This is a genomic window from Burkholderia sp. 22088 (assembly GCF_052045915.1).
In the GTDB taxonomy this organism is placed as follows: Bacteria; Pseudomonadota; Gammaproteobacteria; order Burkholderiales; family Burkholderiaceae; genus Burkholderia; species Burkholderia cepacia.
Genome location: NZ_JBQEPY010000007.1, coordinates 65,031 through 83,779, shown reverse-complemented (window position 1 = coordinate 83,779; position 18,749 = coordinate 65,031). Strand labels below are relative to the sequence as shown.

At 66.5% G+C, this 18,749-nt stretch carries 12 protein-coding genes; 5 read left to right on the top strand and 7 right to left on the bottom strand.

The window, feature by feature from the left end:
* Positions 1-9 precede the first annotated feature (9 nt).
* From ACTJLD_RS15180 to ACTJLD_RS15155, 6 genes are all read right to left on the bottom strand, one after another.
* Complete coding sequence (locus ACTJLD_RS15180) at positions 10-1,272, bottom strand: serine hydrolase domain-containing protein (protein ID WP_440659208.1); 1,263 nt, start codon at positions 1,270-1,272, stop codon at positions 10-12.
* 135 nt (positions 1,273-1,407) lie between these two features.
* Positions 1,408-2,364 (bottom strand): SphA family protein, encoded by a 957-nt coding sequence (locus ACTJLD_RS15175; RefSeq protein WP_124535349.1) that lies wholly within the window; start codon positions 2,362-2,364, stop codon positions 1,408-1,410.
* 36 nt (positions 2,365-2,400) lie between these two features.
* On the bottom strand, positions 2,401-2,928 hold the full coding sequence (locus tag ACTJLD_RS15170; protein ID WP_440659207.1) for a flavin reductase family protein: 528 nt from the start codon (positions 2,926-2,928) through the stop codon (positions 2,401-2,403).
* Positions 2,929-2,933: 5 nt separating this feature from the next.
* A complete protein-coding gene (locus ACTJLD_RS15165; protein ID WP_027792711.1) occupies positions 2,934-4,172 on the bottom strand; it encodes a styrene monooxygenase/indole monooxygenase family protein in 1,239 nt (412 codons plus the stop codon).
* Between the two features lie 64 nt (positions 4,173-4,236).
* Complete coding sequence (locus tag ACTJLD_RS15160; protein ID WP_048027245.1) at positions 4,237-5,025, bottom strand: SDR family oxidoreductase; 789 nt, start codon at positions 5,023-5,025, stop codon at positions 4,237-4,239.
* A gap of 40 nt (positions 5,026-5,065) precedes the next feature.
* Positions 5,066-6,313 carry a dienelactone hydrolase family protein gene (locus tag ACTJLD_RS15155; protein WP_437265697.1) on the bottom strand — a complete coding sequence of 416 codons (1,248 nt, stop codon included), beginning with the start codon at positions 6,311-6,313 and terminating at the stop codon, positions 5,066-5,068.
* A gap of 352 nt (positions 6,314-6,665) precedes the next feature.
* Here ACTJLD_RS15155 and ACTJLD_RS15150 point away from each other — a divergent pair, with 352 nt between their 5' ends.
* Complete coding sequence (locus ACTJLD_RS15150) at positions 6,666-7,691, top strand: AraC family transcriptional regulator (protein WP_440659206.1); 1,026 nt, start codon at positions 6,666-6,668, stop codon at positions 7,689-7,691.
* Positions 7,692-8,039: 348 nt separating this feature from the next.
* Entirely contained in the window at positions 8,040-10,217 is a 2,178-nt protein-coding gene (locus tag ACTJLD_RS15145; protein ID WP_440659205.1) for a TonB-dependent siderophore receptor, read from the top strand.
* Between the two features lie 22 nt (positions 10,218-10,239).
* Here ACTJLD_RS15145 and ACTJLD_RS15140 read toward each other — a convergent pair whose 3' ends face one another.
* The gene (locus tag ACTJLD_RS15140; protein ID WP_059699351.1) at positions 10,240-11,046 is read right to left on the bottom strand and encodes a response regulator transcription factor; all 807 of its coding nucleotides are present in this window, start codon (positions 11,044-11,046) and stop codon (positions 10,240-10,242) included.
* A 1,146-nt stretch (positions 11,047-12,192) separates the two neighbouring features.
* Between ACTJLD_RS15140 and ACTJLD_RS15135 the strand changes: the two genes are divergently transcribed.
* From ACTJLD_RS15135 to ACTJLD_RS15125, 3 genes are all read left to right on the top strand, one after another.
* Entirely contained in the window at positions 12,193-16,527 is a 4,335-nt protein-coding gene (locus ACTJLD_RS15135) for a YadA-like family protein (protein WP_440659204.1), read from the top strand.
* A 572-nt stretch (positions 16,528-17,099) separates the two neighbouring features.
* Positions 17,100-18,014: a hypothetical protein gene (locus ACTJLD_RS15130; protein ID WP_440659203.1), complete on the top strand. Its 915-nt coding sequence runs from the start codon at positions 17,100-17,102 to the stop codon at positions 18,012-18,014.
* Between the two features lie 321 nt (positions 18,015-18,335).
* Positions 18,336-18,743, top strand: coding sequence for a VOC family protein (locus ACTJLD_RS15125; RefSeq protein WP_196589686.1), 408 nt, complete (start codon positions 18,336-18,338; stop codon positions 18,741-18,743).
* Positions 18,744-18,749 lie beyond the last annotated feature (6 nt).

The following is an 18,749-nucleotide window of genomic DNA, read 5'->3' as shown; positions in this document are numbered from 1 at the left end:
CGCGCGGCATCACGGCCGCCCTTCGCTCGGCACTTCGGCCGCCTTGCCGAGCTCGCCCATGACGATCTGCGCGATCACGTTGGCCGGTGCGCGCCCATCCGGCGCGGCCGCCGTGTTCGCCCACGTGACGATCGTCGTCTTCGTGACCGGGTCGTAGCCCATGAAGGTATTGAAGCCCGGGATCTCGCCCGTATGTCCGTAGAACGTGCCGAATTTGGCCAGGCCCAAGCAGTAGCTGGCCGACCTCGGGTCGGACGAATCGATCGGCGTGCAACTGGCGAGCCGTTGCGCCTGAAGGTTGGCGTTCAGGTAGCCGCCGCCGACCATCCGCTGCACGTATGCGGCCAGTTCCGTCACGGTTGAAATGCCGGAGCCCGCCGTCCACGCCCACGACGTATTCACGCGGGTCACGTTCGTCGGTTGCAGCGTGCCGTTTTTCGCGTCCGCCTGGCGTTGGGGCGACAGCGCGTCGCTGTCGGTCGTCTCGGCATTGGTGCCCCATTGATAGCCCTGCGGCGCCGGTGCCGGCAGCGACGTATCCTGCTGCGGCGGGAGCAAGGTATTGACCAGGCCGAGCGGCGCGAACAGGCGCGCGTTCATCGCATCGGCCGCGCTCATGCCGGTCAGTTGCTCGATGATGAGCCCGAGCAGCACCGTGTTCGTATTCGAGTAGCGAAAATCCGCGCCGGGCGCGAAATAGACCGGCTGGCCTTCGGCGATACCCAGCAGTTCCGACGTGGTCCACACCTTGTCCGGCTGCGCGTCGAGCGTCTGGTTGAACGCGAGATTCGTCGAATAGTTGTAGAGGCCGCTGCGCATGGTCAGCAACTGTTCGATCGTGATCGTATTGCCGTTGGGCACGTTCGCGACGAACTTGCTGACGGTGTCGCCGAGGCTCAGCCGGCCTTCCTGGACGAGTTGCAGGATCACCGTGCCGGTCCATGTCTTGGTCACGCTGCCGACGCGAAAGTGTGCGTTCGTCGGTATCGGCGTGTTCGTGCCCCGCACGGCCGTGCCGAACGATTCGAGCCAGTTCCCTTGCGGCGATTGCACATAGACGACTGCGCCGGGTGTCTGCGTATCCGCGAGCAGGGCGTTGATCTGCGGGCGCGCCGCGTTCGCGAACGCCGGCACGCTCGAGCCCGGCGAACTGTCGCCGCCGCACGCGGAAACGGCGATGCCGATGACCACGGCCGGTGCGACGGCCACCATGCCGTGCGCCAGCCGCCGCGATACGTTCGACAAGAACTTGGAGGTTGCTGAAGGATTCATCGCGCGGGTCCTCCGTGGTCGTGACGTATTGCCTGCGTTGTCTTCTCCAAAACTATAGGACAGGCGCGCCGGTGCGGGCAGCATGCATCATTCGTCCGACGAAACCGACCGGGCTCGTTCGTCCGGTCGCGGCCGTCACTGAAAGTGATGCACGTACCGCAGCACCATCCGCGTGCCCTGCGGCCGGTTCCGCGCATAGGTCTCGAAATACGCGTTGAACATCAGGTGATCCTGCTGCGAGAAGCTGTACATGGCCCCCGGGCCGATCGCGAACACGGCCTCCCGCGTGCCCGGCACGTCCTGCCCGTTTTCCTTCATGTCGGTGGTCTGGCGCAGCCAGTAGCCGTTGAGCCCCAGCCGCAGGCCGGGGCGCACCTCGTACTCGGTCGCGAAGTTCGCGTGGATCGCCTGGCCGGCCTGCGTCGACGTCACGTCCGGGCCGAGCGACGTGGCCGGCCGATGGTTGGTCGTGTTCCACAGATAGTGCAGCCGCCACGACACGGTCCATTTCGGCGTGAGCCACAGCGTCGCCGCCCAGTACGGGTCGAACGACCAGGCATGGCTGCCCGGGTTGATCGCACGCGACGGATCGTACGCGCCGGTCGGCGCGATGAACTGGAATTCCACGCGCTGCGCGAAGCGCGGGCCTTGCGCGCCCATCACCGGATCGAACTGGACGAACGGGCCGATCAGCAGGTCGCCGAAGCCGGCGCGCGCATTCAGCGCGACGTTGCCGATGCCGTCGTCGGTCCGCGCCGATGCGACCCACGGCAGGATCACGTCGAGGCCCGGATGCATGCCCGCGAACGTCAGCGGCGACTGATAGACGAGCTGGCTCAGCCCCGCGAACAGGTCGATGTCCTGCTTCGGCAACCCGACCTTGTTGCCCGCGTTGTCGTTGACGCGGCCGGCCGTGTAGTACTGCAGGTACTGCGTGCCGTACCAGCCGGAGCCGGCCGGCGGCATGCCGTCGAGGAAGCTGGTCATGCCGAGATTGACCGCCGGCAGGTCGGTTGCGCGGGCCGGCGCGCTTGCGGCCATGCCGGCGATCGAGAGGCCCGCGACGACGAGCAGGCGAGAGCCGAATTTCATGTTCACCACCTCCTGGTTGTTTATCGGTATAACTAATCAAACGGTGCGAAAAAGATCGGGGTGATCGGCGATCGCACGATACTGGCCGGCATGGAACACGAGCGGCGCCTTGCCGAACGCGTCGAACTGTTCGATCCGGCCGATGAAGAGCAGGTGATCGCCGCCTTCGTAATGGCCGACGTTGCGGCACACGAAGCGCGCGCTTGCGCCGTCGAGGCAGGGCACGCCGCCGACGTCCGAATCCGCGTGCGGCACGCCGTCGAACTTGTCGGCGCTGGGCGTCGCGAAGCGGCGCGACAGGTCGATCTGGTCGTGCGCGAGGATGTTGATCGCGAAATGGGTGGCCGCGACGAAATCCGGGCGGCTCGGCGCGACCTTGCGAAGGCTCCACAGCACGAGCGGCGGATCGAGCGACAGCGACGAGAACGAATTGGCGGTGAGGCCCACCTTGCGTCCGTCGGCCGCGCACGTGGTGATCACGGTGACGCCGGTCGGGAACTGCCCGAACGCGGCACGCAGCTGCATCGGGTCGAGGGTCGGGCGGTCGGTAGCGATCGTTTCCATGCCGGTTACTCCGAACGCGCGCTGTGTTCGCGGATGAACGCCGCGCAGGCCGACGGCTCGAACCACCACGGCGAGAACCGGCGCGGATCGTCGAAGCCGTCGACGATCGCCGCGGCGAGCGACGGCAACTGGCCGGCCGCGCCGAGCAGTTCGAGGATGTGCGGCGGCGGCGGGGTGAGCAGCGAGTTGGTCCAGCGCACGACATGCTGCGCATAAGCCCAGTAGCCTTCGAACGTCTGCTGCATCCAGTCTTCACTGAACGGCGCGGCGTCGCGCGCGACGATCGCATCGAAATATGCGTTCGCGCATTTCGCGGCGTTGTTCGAGCCTTGCCCGGTGATCGGATCGTTGACGACCACCGCATCGGCCATCCCGAACACCGTGCGGCCCGACGGCAGCCGGAAGAACGGCTTGCGCACCGTCGGCGCGAAGCGGCCGGCCAGCGTGCCGTTCGAATCGGTGAGCTCGACGTCGCGACAGCGCTCGAATTCCCACGGCACGTATTGCCGCAAGAACGACAGGCTCCGGTCCAGATGCTGCTCGGGCGTCTTCACGTCGGCCCAGCAGTCGAGCGGGCCACCCGGAATGCCTTCGAACACCATGATTTCGCACGGGCCCGTCGTGGTCAGCGCGGGGAACACGAAATACTCGCCGATGCCGGGCAGCAGGTTGAAGCGCACGCGCGAATACGGCTGGCTCGGCGTCATCCCTTTCACATAGGTGAGGGCCAGCGCGCGTTGCGGGCGGTCGAACGCGCTGCGCGCGTCGTCGCGGCCGAGCAGGTTGACGATCTCGCCCTTGCCGGCCGCGAGCAGCACGAGGTCGTGGCTGCGCGCCAGTTCCTCGAGTTCGGGCACGCCGATGTCGCCGATGCGCACGTCCGCGCCGCGGCGGCGCACACTGTCGAGCCAGTCGGCCATTTTCACGCGCTGGTCGACCGACTGCGCGTAGCGGGTCAGCCGCGACGACCAGTCGATCGCCTTGCGGCCGCCGCCGTCCGGATGCGGCACCGCGATGCCGATCCCTTCGACGGACGGGCACGCTTCCTCCCAGGTGTTCAGGCCGAGGTCGCGTTCGATCTGCAGTGCGGTATGGAACATGCACTGGCTCGACATGACCTTGCCCGTGCGGATCTGTTCGGCGTCGCGATTGGTCGCGAGCGTCACGTGGTAGCCCTGGCCGAGCAGGGCGAAGGCGAGTTGCAGGCCGGACTGGCCGGCGCCGACGATGGCGATACGTCTCATGGGGATGTCCTTGGTTGGCCGGATGCCGGCCGGAATGATTGCGGGAAGCGGCGGCGGGGAACGGTCACTCCGCGAGCCGCGGAATGGCCGGCACCGCCTGTTCGGGGCCCATCGCGGAATAGCCGCCATCGACCGCGTAGTCGGCGCCCGTCACGAAGCTCGCCGCGTCGCTGCACAGGAACGTCACGACCTGTGCGACCTCGGACGGATCGCCGACGCGGCCGAGCAGGTGGAACGGCGCGGCGACGCGATCGGTCTTCGCGCGGTCGCCGTGCGTCAGCTCGTCCATCACGCGCGACCACGTCCATCCCGGCGATACCGAGTTGACGCGAATGCGCTCGGGCGCGAGATCCATCGCCATGCTGCGCGTGAGCTGGCGGATCGCCGCCTTGGACGTCGGGTACAGCCAGCGGCCGGTCTGCGCGCACTCGGCCGAGATCGAGCTGAAGTTCACGATCGCGCCGCCGCCGCGCCGGGCCATGTGCGGATGCACGGCCTTCGCGAGCATCGCGGCCGACACGACGTTGACGTCCATCGCGGCGAGCCAGTCGTTGCGGGTCGCCTGGATGCCGTTGTCGACGTAGCTGCACGCGAGGTTGACGAGCACGTCGATCGCGCCGAACCGCTCGACGATCGCCGATATCGCACGTTCGATCGCGCGATCGTCGGTGATGTCGAGCGCGACGAACATGGCCTTGTCGCCGAGCGAACCGGCGACGCGCGCGCCGTTGTCCGCATCGAGATCGAGGATCGCGACGCATGCACCGGCGCGGCTCAGGTCCTGCGCGACCGCGGCGCCGATCAGCGTGGCGCCGCCGGTGACGATCGCGACTTTGCCAGCAAGGGCAGTCATGGGGTGTCTCCGTGAATCGTGAGGTGAGGGAGGGGGCGCGTCAGTGCGCACCCGTCGACGGCTCGCTGTCCTGCCAGCGGCGCATCAGGCCGTTCGACGGCACGGTTTCGTCGAGCAGCTTGCGGGCCGTTTCGACGCCCGCGACCGGCAGGCCGGCCGGATCGAGCAGGCCGATCTGCACGAGCACGCTCGCCTGATCCCAGTAGATATGCTCGTGATAGAGCTTGTCGCCGCGAAACTTGACGATCGCGACGAGTGGAATCTCGACGCGCTTGCCGGTGGGCGCGACGCCCGGCAGCATCCAGTCGATCTCGGTGGTGTGCGTGAAGCAGAACAGCAGCTCGTCGACGACCTGGCTCGCGCCGATCGTGCGCGAGATCGGCGTGATCGTCGTGTCGGGCGGATTCGCATGCACGAAGTGATGCGTGTAGAAGCGCTTGAGCTCGTCGTGGCCGACGCCGCCCGTCAGCGTCGGAACGTGGTTGACGTACGGCTCGGCGACCATCGTCGCCATCGTGGCATCGACGTTGCGCGTGGCGAATTCGTGTTCGAGATGCGCTTCCCACAGTGTGGACAGGTCGTAGTGCGGGCCGAGCGCGGCGCGGAACGCGGCGATCGCGCGCTGGTGGGCCATCACCGCGGCGGCCTTGTCGAAATGATCGCCGCCGACGCGGGCGAACGCGTGATCGACGCCCGGATACACATACACTTCGACGCCGTCGCGGCCGGCCAGCGCGTCGGCGATGCGCTGCTGCGCGTCCGGCGGGCAGAAGCGGTCCAGCCCCGCGATCTGCAGCACGAGCCGGCCCTGCAGGTGCGCGGCCTCGTCCAGCGCCTGCTCGATGCCCACGCCGTAGTAGCTGACCGCCGCGGCCACGCCCGGCAGCCGGCACGCGGCGAGATAGGCGAGCTTGCCGCCGAGGCAGTAGCCGAGCACGCCGGCTTCGCCCGTGCATTCCGGCTGCTGCCTGAGCGCGTCCAGCGCGGCACCGATGTCCTCGACGCCCTTGTCCTCGTCGAACTCGCGATACAGGGCCATCGCGCGCTCGACATCGGCTGCCGCATGGCCGAGCTCGATCCCCGGCGCCTGGCGCCAGAACAGGTCGGGCACGAGCACCGTATAGCCTTCCTCCGCGTAGTAGTCGGCGGCCTCCCGCATCGTCGCGTTCGCGCCGAAGATCTCGTGACACAGCACGATGCCCGGCCCCTTGCCGCCGGCCGGCGTGCTCAGGTAGGCGCGAAACGTTCCGCCGTCCGGCGACGGAATCTCGATGTGACGTCCTTTCATCTGTCCCTCCGTTGAATTCATTGCTGCGACGAGCCCAGTATTGGCGGACGAAACGTGCGCTTCTATCCGCTTTCTTCGGCCGGTATCCGCGAATTCCGGAAACCTGCGGCACCGGCCGCCGCGCGTGGGCAGGCGCGCGGCCGACTGCGGGTATGTGCGGATGCGGAAAGCCCGCACAGTTTTCTACGATGCGCGAACGGTCCGTTTCTTGCGTCGTTTGCGCGGGACTTGCGTGCTTTGGCGGCCGGGCTGTCCGGATACTCCGGGCGCTATCCGGATCGTGCGGCGAATGCCCCCACACCGGGAACGCATGCACGGCGCGAGTGCAACCGAGCATGACGGGAGAACATCGATGGCGCAATTTTCCGGAACGGGCTGGCTGGCCGACACCGCCTGTTTCAATCACGACAATCTGCTGCTGCAGTCGAACGATGTCGACGAGGTGCGCGCGCGTGTCGCCGACGTCTTCAAGCCGCACCGGCTCACGCCGACAGGCGAATCGCGCGCGCTGCACAGCTGCATGCATCATGCGCGTTGGGGCAACCTGTCATTGAACCTGCTCGATTACGGCGGCGGGGTCAGCATCGAGCCCGGGCCGCTCGAGCACTTCTTCCTGTTGCAGATCCCGCTGCGCGGCGACGCGGAGATCGAGTGCGGATCGGCGCGTTTCGTGTCGTCGCCGGGCACCGCGTCGTTGATCTCGCCGACGCTGCCGCTGAAGATGCGCTGGGGCGACGCGTGTCCGCAGGTCATCGTGCGCATCGAGCGCGAAGTGATGGAGCGCCATGCGCAGCGGCATTTCGGCGACGACCGGCGCGCACCGGTCGAATTCGAACCGGCATTCAGCCTGTCGTCGTCGCAAGGGGCGTGTCTCGCGCAGTTGCTGCCGGTCCTCGCCGGCGCGATCGCAACGGACGCGCATCCGCTGCGTCATCCGCTCGCGTTCGAGCCGCTCGAATCGACGCTGCTCAACCTGCTGCTGCACGGCCACCCGAACAGCGCGCGCAACGGCACGCGGCACCTGCCGGTGGCGCTCGCGCCGTTCTATGTGCGGCGCGTCGAGGATTACATTCGCGCCCATCTCGACGAGCCGCTGACGATCGAGCGGCTCGCCGACCTCGCCGGCGTGAGCCCGAGCACGCTGTTCGCCGGCTTCCGCCATCGCCACGGGATCACGCCGATGGGCTTCGTGCGGCAGTTGCGGCTGCAACGTGTGCGCGAGGAACTGCTGGCCGACGAGTCGCCGGGGCTCGCATCGGTGACGGACATCGCGCTGAAATGGGGCTTCGCGCATCTCGGGCGATTCGCGATCGAGTACAAGCGGGCGTTCGGCGAGTCGCCGTCGGCGACGCTCAGGATTCGGCGCGTGCGCGCCTAGTACCGCCGACGGCAGCCCACGGCCGTTCCCGGGGCGCATGCAGCCTGGCGTTCCCGTCTTTCATCTGCCTTCCTCGCGGGCCGCCGCACGGATCGATCCCGCGCCGGCCCCGCCTCCAACGCGCCAAACGCCGGCTTTTCCCGCCGGCGCACTTTTTTTAAAGACTCCGTTACGTTCGCCCGGTATGATCGCTGCGCTCGCGAACGACGCCATTGGCCGTTGCATGCCGACTCGCGCGCAACCAGCATCGCCGGCATGACAACACGGGGCGGACGCCGGCGGTGCGTCGCGCCGCGATCGGGCCGCGATCGGGTCGAATCGGCCACCAGCACGACGGAGCATGGAACGATGGTAACGGGGACGGGCGCGGCGAAACGCGCGATGGCGATCGCCGCCGGAGGCGCGTTGTACGTGGCGGCAGCGGGCGGCGCGCACGCGCAGGCATCGGGTGCGGCAGCGCCGCCGGCGGCCGTGCTGCCGGAAATCGACGTAACGGGGAAGGGCGACCGCTCGTCGAGCGGGCTCGTCGGGCTGCGCACCACGGCCGGCACGAAAACCGATACGCCGGTGGCTGAAGTGCCGCAGACGATCAACATCGTGACCGCGCAGCAGATCGAGATGACCGGCGCGACCGACCTGAACCAGGCGCTGCGCTACGTGCCGGGGTTCGCGACGTTCGGCGCCGACAGCCGCACCGACTCGTATGCGGCGCTGCGCGGCTTCACGCCGACGCTGTACGTCGATGGCGTGGCCGCGCCGCATACGGCCGTGATCGCGGACTGGCGCGTCGACCCGTACACGATCGACTCGATCGCGGTGCTGCGCGGGCCGACGTCGGTGCTGTACGGCGCGGGCGAGCCCGGCGCGATCGTCGACGCGCACACGAAGCTCGCCGACGGCGAACGCGTCCGTGAAGCCGGCGTGCAGATCGGCAACGACGCGCGCAAGCAATTCGTGGTCGATGTCGGCGATACGCTCGACCCGGACGGCCGGTACGCGTATCGCTTCGTCGGCGTGGCGCGCGACGGCAACGCGGAAACCGGCCCGAACGGCGACCGTCGCGTCGCGCTGGCGCCGTCGTTTCGCTGGCGGCCGAACGCCGACACGTCGCTGACGCTCTCGGCGACGTTCCTGCAGGACAGCGGCGATATTTCGTCGAACTTCCTGCCTGCGTCGGGCACGGTGCTGCCGAACCCGAACGGCCGCCTGTCGCAGGACATCTACATGGGCGACCCCGGGTTCAACGACTACCGGAAGAAGCAGTGGTCGCTCGGCTACGCGCTGGAGCACCGCGTGAACGCGATCTGGTCGCTGCACCAGGACGTGCGCTGGTCGCACCTGTCGCTCGACGACGCGACGGTGTTCGGCAACGGCTTCGCGCCCCGCAGCACCACCAACATGATGCGTACCGCAGGGCTGTTCCAGCTCAACTACAGCCGGCTCGACATCGACAACCACGCGCAGGCCCGCTTCGGCACGGGGCCGCTCGAACATACGCTGCTGCTCGGCGTGCAATACGACCGGCAGACGACGACCAACAGCGTGTGGCTTGCGATCGCGCCGTCGCTCAACCTGTATCACCCCGTGTACCGGCCCGTCACGGACGCGATTTTCTCCGGCCCGACGTCGCTCGGCCACGTCGACCAGTACACGGCGATGAACACGTTCGGTGTATACGCGCAAGACCAGATCCGCTGGAAGCGCTGGACGCTGACGCTCGGCGGCCGCGAGGATTTCGTCAATGCGCGGTTCGACGACCGGACGGCCGGCAAGCAGGCGCGGCAGGACGTCAGTGCATTCTCCGGGCGCGTCGGACTCACCTATCGGGGCGACGCCGGGCTGTCGCCGTATGTGAGCCATTCGACGTCGTTCGATCCCGTCATCGGCGTGCGGTTGTATGGCGGCGGGCTGCCGAAGCCGACACGCGGCACGCAGACGGAAGCCGGGTTGCGCTGGCAGCCGCCGGGCCGGAACCTGATGCTGAGTGCGGCCCTCTACCAGATCGACCAGACCAACGTCGTGACGCCGACGCCGGTCAATCTCGACCCGACCGGCACGACGTCCGTGCAGACCGGCAAGGTCCGCTCGCGCGGGATCGAGCTGAGCGCGGTCGGCAAGGCCACCCGCGAGCTGTCGGTCGTCGCGTCGTACGTCCATCAGGACGTCAAGAACGTGCAGGCGAACGACGCGTCGCTGAACCACTGGCCGGTGGCCGTGCCGCTGCCGCGGCAGATGGCTTCGATGTGGGCCGACTGGACCTGGCGCACGGGCGCGCTGTCGGGCCTCGGGCTCGGCGGCGGCGTGCGTTACCAGAGCGCGTCGGCGGGCGCGCCCGACAACTCGCTGACGGTGCCGAGCGTGACGCTGGTCGACCTGGCGCTGCACTACGAGATCCCGCACTGGCGGTTCGCGCTGAACGTCGCGAACCTGTTCGACCGGCGTTATGTCAGCGGTTGCCAGTCGTACAACGTGTGCGTGTTCGGCAACGAGCGGACCGTGCTCGCCAGCGCGAAATACAACTGGTAGGCGCGAGCGCGCGGAACGCGTCCTACACGTCGCGTTGCGGCTCCCGGCGCGCGGCGCGTTCACCGGCGTGGCGCTGGCGCCGCCACTCGGTCGGCGTGAGGCCGAAACGTTCGCGGAATGCGGTCGCGAAATTCGCCGGCGTGGAAAAACCGATCTCCTTCGCGATGCTGGCAATGCTGAGCGACGTCGAATCCAGCAGATCCTGCGCGATCCGCAGCCGCTCGTGCCGCAGATACTCGAACACCGTCTGGCCGAGATTGTCGCGAAACGCCCGCGACAGCCGCTTTTCATGCGTGCCGACCGCGCGTGCCAGTTGTTCCACCGTCGGCGGATCGTTCAGCGTCCGCGCCAGGTGGCGGATGGCCGCGCGCACGATGATGTCGTCGTCCTTGCCGGTCACGAACACGCTTTCCGTGTCGACGGGCCGCTCGCGCGTCGCCCGCGCGAGTTGCACGCGAATCCGCGCGAGCACTTCGGCCGGCTCGAACGGCTTCACCACGTAGTCGACGCAGCCGATCTCGAACCCCTCGAGGCGTTCGTGCAACGCGCCCGCCACGGTCAGGAAGATGACAGGAATCGCGCACGTAAGCGGATCAGCGGCCAGCAGCCGGCACGCGGTGAAGCCGTCCATGCGCGGCATCCGGACATCCATCAGGATCAGGTCGGGCATGAGCGCCTGCGCGCGCTGGCACGCCTGCAGCCCGTCGGATGCAATGCTGATCCGGCACCCGGTGCCGCGCAGGATGTCGATCAGCAAGCGGAGCTGGTCGGGCTGATCGTCGACGATCAGGATATGGGCGTCGCCCAATGCGGAGGTCGATGGATGCATCGTGCACCTGTTCTGGAATGGCTGCTGGCTGCGTTCCTGCGGGTGGCCGGCCCGGCTCGGATAATCGTTGGAAACTGCTCTATGGCAACGCACAAGCGCATCGATATTCGGATTTCGCGCAAACCGCGCGACAGACGACCGGTCGGCGTAATACCCGGCGTTGCTTGTATTGATCGCTGATCCGGTAAGGACGCGAAGCGTTGCCGTCGCCGCGCGTGGAAAAGGGTGCGGCTGACCGTGTCGATGCGAGCCGAATTGTAGGGGGATATTTCGATTCTTGCCAGACGCATTGACTCTATTTGCTTCATTCGAGTTTTATGATTCTTAATCAGATATTGCGATTTGCGTTGGCGGTGTGGCACCCTGATACCTGTCCATTTCCGCCATTTTCATTCTTGCCCGCATGCGATCGCGCGGCTCGGTGGTTTTTTCTGCAGAAATATTTTCGCTGGAATTTGTTTTTAATCCGCTTCGGCAAAGCATTTGTCCGCTCGACAAAACATCTGGATTAATTTCGGCGCCGCGAAATCGTTTGCGAGATGCGCATTTTTAACGCAACTTATTGAATATATTGGATTTTACAATCTATAAAGAATGTCGCCTTCAATAATTTAAGTGCGTGTCTCATAATTCGTCCGAACTTTGAACGCAGGGTTGCACGGGGCAGCACAAGGCACGGAGGGTTGTGACGGACGTTGCGTGATTCGGGGCCGTGGCATCAATTGATGCTCGTCCGAACGCATGTCCGTAGCGCTCAGGCGCACGTCCGGTTGCCGTCGATGAAATAAAAGAAGCGGGGTTGGTCGCGGTCGGCGCGACATCAAATCAGGGGTGTCCATAACGGCGGGTTGAATCTCCGGATTCAGTCGATGGGCGAATTCGCCCATATAAAACGATATGCATTCCTAATGCACTAACCGGATTAACGGAACGGGTCGTCACACCAACGGCGTGCCCGGGCTTTCGAACGTCCCGTCGCTACGGGCGGGAGATGCGTGTCGCCTTCGGCACGCTCGGGCCGGGTATCGGAATCAGGTTCCGCACTGAAGTCGTAATCGTAATCGCAGTCGCAATCGCAGCTGAATCCTTCAAGCAAATTAAGTAGTCCGTATACAAACCAGACGCTACAAAACGGAGCAGAAGACCATGAAGAGGAAGCAGATTTCGGCGCTCGCCGCCGCCATGTTCACGGGTGCAGGTGTCCTGATCGCGGGGGCCGCGCATGCGGACAACTTCGTCGACCGCGGCAACCCGGACAACGCGCTGAACGGCCAGTGCATCGACGGGACGAACCCGCTGTGCGTGTCGACCAAGAGCGGAAGTTACGTGGCGGTGAGCACGGCAAACGTCACGATGGGGACGAACGCCAGGGCCGGTACCAGCGGGATCGCGATCGGCGACCAGTCGAATGCGAGCAGCAAGGGCGGCACCAGCAGCGGGGGCGCGATTGCGATCGGCGTCGGTTCGCAGGCGCTGGCAAACTCGGCCACGGCGATCGGCACGGTAGCCGTCGCGCAAGGCAATACGTCGCTGGCCGTCGGCCGCCAGTCGGCCGCGGTCGGCGATTTCTCGATGGCGCTCGGCAACGTCGCCGATGCGCGCGGCACGAGCTCGATCGCACTTGGCCACTCGGCGCTGGCAAGCGGCGACCGTTCGGTTGCGATCGGCGGTGCGAACCCGACCTCGAGCGACGGCGTGTCGGCCGGCGCGTCGTACGACGCGGCGACACAGACGCGCGCCGGCGGCACGCAATCCGTGGCGATCGGTGCGGGCGCGCAGACGAACGACAACAACCAGGTGGCGATCGGCTCGGGCAGCGTCGGCGCGAACAACGGCGGCACGCCGGTGTTCGGCGGCACGGCCGCGCCGGTCGGCGGCGCGGTGTCGTTCGGCGCCATCGGCGCCGAGCGTCAGCTCAAGAACGTCGCGGCGGGCGCGGCCGATACGGATGCCGTCAACGTCCAGCAGCTGAAGAACGTGAACGGCACGCTCAGCACGAGCATCGCCAACGTCGACGCGCGCGTGACGTCGGTCGGCAATTCGCTGTCGACCACGATTTCGAACGTCGACCAGCGTGTGACCAGCGTGGGCAACAGCCTCAGCACCAGCATCGTGACGGCGACGAAGAACGTCGTGAAATACACCGACGATTCGCACGCGGCGATCGCGCTCGACGGCAGCAACGGCACCACGATCGGCGGCGTCGCGGCCGGCGTCGCCGACACCGATGCGGTCAACGTCGGCCAGCTGAAGGGCAGTGTCGCCCCGCTGCAGACGTCCATTTCGACGGCGGCGTCGAACATCACGAACCTGCAAAGCAGCGTCACGGACATCAATACATCGCTGAGCACGGCAACCACGAATATCGGCAACCTGCAGGCGGCCGACGCACGCAACGTCAAGTACGACGGCCAGAGCGGCTTCGATTCGGTGACGTTCGCCGGCACGAACGGCACGACGCTGCACAACGTCGCGGCCGGTGTCGCCGATACCGACGCAGTGAACGTCGGGCAACTGAACGGCGGCCTGTCGTCGCTCAGCACGAGCGTGACGAACAATCTCAGCACGACGCTCGGCAACCTGAGCACGTCGATCACCAACCAGATCGGCGACGCGACGAAGAATGCGGTGCAGTACGACGATGACGCGCACAGCGGCGTGACGCTCGGCGGCAAGGGCGCACAGTCGCCGGTCGGCCTGCACAACGTGGCGGACGGCGTTGCCGCGAGCGATGCCGTGAACGTCGGCCAGCTCGGCAAGGCAACCGACTCGCTGAACCAGTCGATTACGAATGTCGGCAACCAGGTGACGACGAACACGGGCAACATCGCGGCGCTCCAGCAGGACGCGCTTCTGTGGAACACGAACCTCGGCGCATACGATGCCAGCCACGGCGGCAACGGCCCGCAACGCATCGGCAACGTCGCGGCCGGCATCGCCGACACCGACGCGGTCAACGTCGGTCAGCTGAACGGCAGCGTCGCGCCGCTGCAATCGTCGATCTCGACCGCCGCGTCGAACATCACGAACCTGCAGAGCAACGTCACCGGCATCAACGCATCGCTGAGCACGGCGACCACCAACATCAGCAACCTGCAGGCGGCCGACACGCGCAACGTCAAGTACGACGGCCAGAGCGGCTTCGACTCGGTGACGTTCGCCGGCACGAACGGCACGACGCTGCACAATGTCGCGGCCGGTGTCGCGAACACCGACGCGGTGAACGTCGGGCAACTGAACGGCGGCCTGTCGTCGCTCAGCACGAGCGTGACGAACAACATCAATACGACGCTCGGCAACCTGAGCACGTCGATCAACAACCAGATCGGCAACGCGACGAAGAACGCGGTGCAGTACGACGACGATGCGCACAGCGGCGTGACGCTCGGCGGCAAGGGCGCCCAGTCGCCGGTCGGCCTGCACAACGTGGCGGACGGCACTGCCGCGAGCGACGCCGTGAACGTCGGCCAGCTCGGCAAGGCAACCGACTCGCTGAACCAGTCGATTACGAACGTCAGCAACAACGTGACGACGCTCGGCAACCAGGTGACGACGAACACGGGCAACATCGCGGCGCTCCAGCAGGACGCGCTCCAGTGGAACGCGAACCTCGGCACCTACGACGCGAGCCACGGCGGCAACGGCCCGCAACGCATCGGCAACGTCGCGGCCGGCAAGAACGGCACGGACGCGGTCAACGTCGACCAGTTGAACGCGGCGATCCAGGACGGCACGAGCCAGCTCGACGCACTCGCCGTGAAGTACGACGACGCGAGCAAGAAGCAGGTTTCGCTCGGCGCGGGCAATGGCGGGAGCCCGGTGCGCCTGACCAACGTCGCGGAAGGCAACGTCGCGGCCGGCAGCACGGACGCGGTGAACGGCGCGCAACTGCGCCGTGCAACCGACGGCACGGCGGCCGCGCTGGGCGGCGGTGCGACGGCGAATCCGGACGGCTCGATCAGCGCGCCGGACTATAAGGTAGGCGGCGGTTCGTTCAACAATGTCGGCGACGCGCTCACGAATCTCGACGGCCGCGTTCTCAACAACACGACGACGCTCGAGAATCACGAAACGCGCCTCGGCAATGCGGAAACGAACATCGCCGGCAACACGGCCGCGATCGCGGGGCTGCAGCAGGACGCGCTGCAGTTCGACCCGACGCTCGGTGCCTACAACGCGGCGCGCGGCGGTGCACCGACGAAGCTGACGAACGTGGCCGACGGCAACGTCGCCGCGGGCAGCACGGACGCGGTGAACGGCGGCCAGTTGTCGGGCGTGAAGTCGTCGCTCGAACAGCAGATCACGCAGGTGTCCAACCAGGCGGGCGAGGCCGTGAAGAACGTCGTCAAGTACGACGTCGACGCGAACGGCAGCCGGATGAACTCGGTATCGCTCATCGGCGGCGACCCGAATGCGGCCGTCGTGCTGAAGAACGTCGCCGCGGGCACCGCCGATACCGACGCGGTGAACGTCAAGCAGCTGAAGGGCGTGCAGTCGAGCCTCAACCAGCTCGGTGCGCTCGCGGTGCAGTACGACGACGCGTCGAAGAGCTCGATCACGCTCGGTGGTGCAGGTGGCACGCGCATCACCAACGTGCAGGCAGGCACGCTCAGCGCAACCAGCACGGATGCGGTGAACGGCTCGCAGCTCTACGCGACCAACCAGCAGGTCGCGAAGAACACGACCGACATCACGAACCTGCAGGGGAACGTGAACAACATCGCGAACGGCAAGGCCGGGCTCGTGCAGCAGCAGGATCCGAACGGCGCGATCACGGTCGGGAAGGACACCGGCGGCACCAGCGTGAACTTCTCCGGCACGTCGGGCGACCGCGTGCTGACCGGTGTCGCGGCGGGCGTGAAGGACAACGACGCGGTCAACATGGGCCAGTTCAACAACGCGCTGAAGAACGCGGCGGCCAACGACCAGATCCGTGCGGCGGCGACCGATGCGAACACGACGTGGATCGCACGTGCCGATGCCGGTTCGATCGGGTCGACGGCAACCGCAACCGGCAAGAACGCGGTGGCGGTCGGCCAGGGCTCCGTCGCCGATCGCGACAATTCGTTCTCGGTCGGTGCGAAGGGCAGCGAGCGCCAGGTCACGAACGTCGGGGCCGGCACGGCGCCGACCGACGCGGTGAACGTGCAGCAGCTGAACGACAACCTGTCGACCGCCACGTCGCAGGCGAAGGGCTACACCGACCAGCGCATCGGCCAGGTGTACAACTCGTTCAACGACCTGAAGAAGGACATGTACGGCGGCGTGGCATCGGCAATGGCCGTGGCCGGCCTGCCGCAACCGACGGGCGCGGGCCGCTCGATGGTCTCGGCGGCGACGTCGAACTATCACGGCCAGCAGGGTTTCGCCGCCGGGTACTCGTACGTGACGGAAAGCAACCGCTGGGTCGTCAAGGCGTCGGTGACGGGCAACACGCGTTCGGACTTCGGCGCGGTGGTGGGCGCGGGTTACCAGTTCTGACGTTGTCCGCGCAGTATCGATCGAACGGTGGTGTCGGGCAGCGGTCGTGATGCCCGGCACTGGCGGGCGATCCGTGGCCCGGGGTGTGTCTGTCGACCCCGGGCCATCGACGCTTGAGGCGTCGCGAAGAGCGGTATGGCTACGTCGGGCTCGTCCGGCAGCCGATGCCGTCGATGGATGATTTATTCGCCGATTGTGGAGATAATCGGCGCTGGCGCAATGCACTCCGCATTGAGCGTGTCCGAGCACGTCTTCCAGTCCCGTATTGGCGCCGACAACGACAAAATGAAAACGATGAAACCCGAGAACAGGATGCTTCCCGCGCAGCGCGTCGCGTTGCCGCGTCACATTGGGCTGCCTGCCTTCGCGGCGAGCGCCGCGTTGCCATCGGCTTTGCCGGCCGGTTACGGCGGCAGGTGCCGCTAGCGCCCGGACAATCCGCGCCATGGGTTCGACAAGAGAACCGGCGCCCGAATCGATCGGCCGGGCAACCGGTATCGAACGGCGATATCAATTGGTGCACCCGTGAGCGTGCATCGGGTCACTTGAAGACGCATCCGGGGTAAAGGCACATGATCGGGAAAATTGCATGGCTGTCCGTCGTTTCGCTTCTGGTCGCGGCATGCGGGGATCGTTCCGGTCAGGCCGATACCGCGTCGAATGCGCAGCCGGCGGCCGCGTCGGCGACGCAGGCCGTTACCTCGCAGCGCGAAGGGCGCGACTCGCCCGTGCCGCCCAGGCCGGGCCAGGTGCTCGAGGGCATTTACCAGAAGGACGCGCATGGCGAGGCCTCGATGGAGATTGCCAACGGAAGCCAGGCCACGTATTGGTACGGCTACGCGTTCGACCTGAACGGCGGCCACTACTTCACCGGCTTCGCGTACGAGACGCCGAACAAGTACGCCGAACAGGAGAACACCGCCGAGCCGGCGCCCGATGCCAGGGTGACGATCACGGAGGCGACCTTCGAATGGATCTCGGACGGCAGCGTGGCCGGCTGGAACATGATCGAGTCGGAACGCTCGATCGGCGAGTTTGGCCGCTACGAAAAGGCTGACACGATCGACGACAAGGAATCCACCGTGAGCACGACCCTGCCGGACGGGCGGATCGTGCTGGCCGTGCCGACCTGGTACCTGGCTTCCGGTACCCGGATCAAGTCGTTCGGCATGTTCGTCTATCGGCGCACCGATGCGTCCAGCAATCCTGACGATACCGACTGGACCTATGCCGGCAACGTATTTCGCGGCAACGACAGCGGCGCGGCATGCGATGCCGCGGGTACCGGCAACCGGATACCGTGCGTGGAAAGCTCGGCGACGCTGACGTTCCTGCCGGCAGACGGCCGGGACTGGCCGCGCCTTCGCGTGGCGATGAACGGGACGGGCATCGACAACGCCGGCCGGAAAAAGACCGACGGCGCCGCGGATGTCGTCGAATACCGGTTCAATCCGAAGACGAAGGTTTACGAAGCGGCGAAGACGTAGGGCGGCATGGGGCGTGTCGCTTTCAACGATGGTTCCACCTGTCCAGAAAGAGGATCCAATGGAGATGGCTCTCTCGAGCAATAAGGTGGGCGGCTGCCGGAAGTGATGTGGTTCAGCCAAATCACGGACAAATACAAATGCGAATGGCGCGATCCGCAGCGCTCGCAACCACGTCCCGATCCGCGATTTCTCGCGGGTTCGCGCGCTGTCGAGCCAGGCGGCGAATGCGAATTGTCGAATGCGAGCCGCGGCTCGTATTCTGGGTGCGTCGGGCGGAACGGCATGGGGCCTCCGCCGATCGACGCATGACGGAGACTCGCAATGACTGCCATGACGCAAACCATGAAGCTCAATCACCTGAGCTTCCCCTCCGCCGACACACTGGCGACGGCCCGATTCTTCGAGCGGCATCTCGGCTTCACGATCGCGGGAAGCTGGGACAAATCCTGGATCCTCAAGCGCCCGGGCTTCGACGTAGTGATCGATCACGCCGGCGACGATGAGACCGCGTGGCCGACGAATTTCCACGTCGGGTTCGAGCTGCCGAGCCTCGATGCCGTTCGCACGTTGTTCGAACGCTTCAGGGAAGAGGGCGTCGAGATGGTGACGGACGTCTTCAACAACGGGCGCGGTTCGCGTTTCTTCTGCCGCGCGCCGGGCGGCGTGATGTTCGAGCTGAACACGCGCGCGGATGCCGCGCCGGAATATCACGGCACGTTCGACGACTGACGCCGG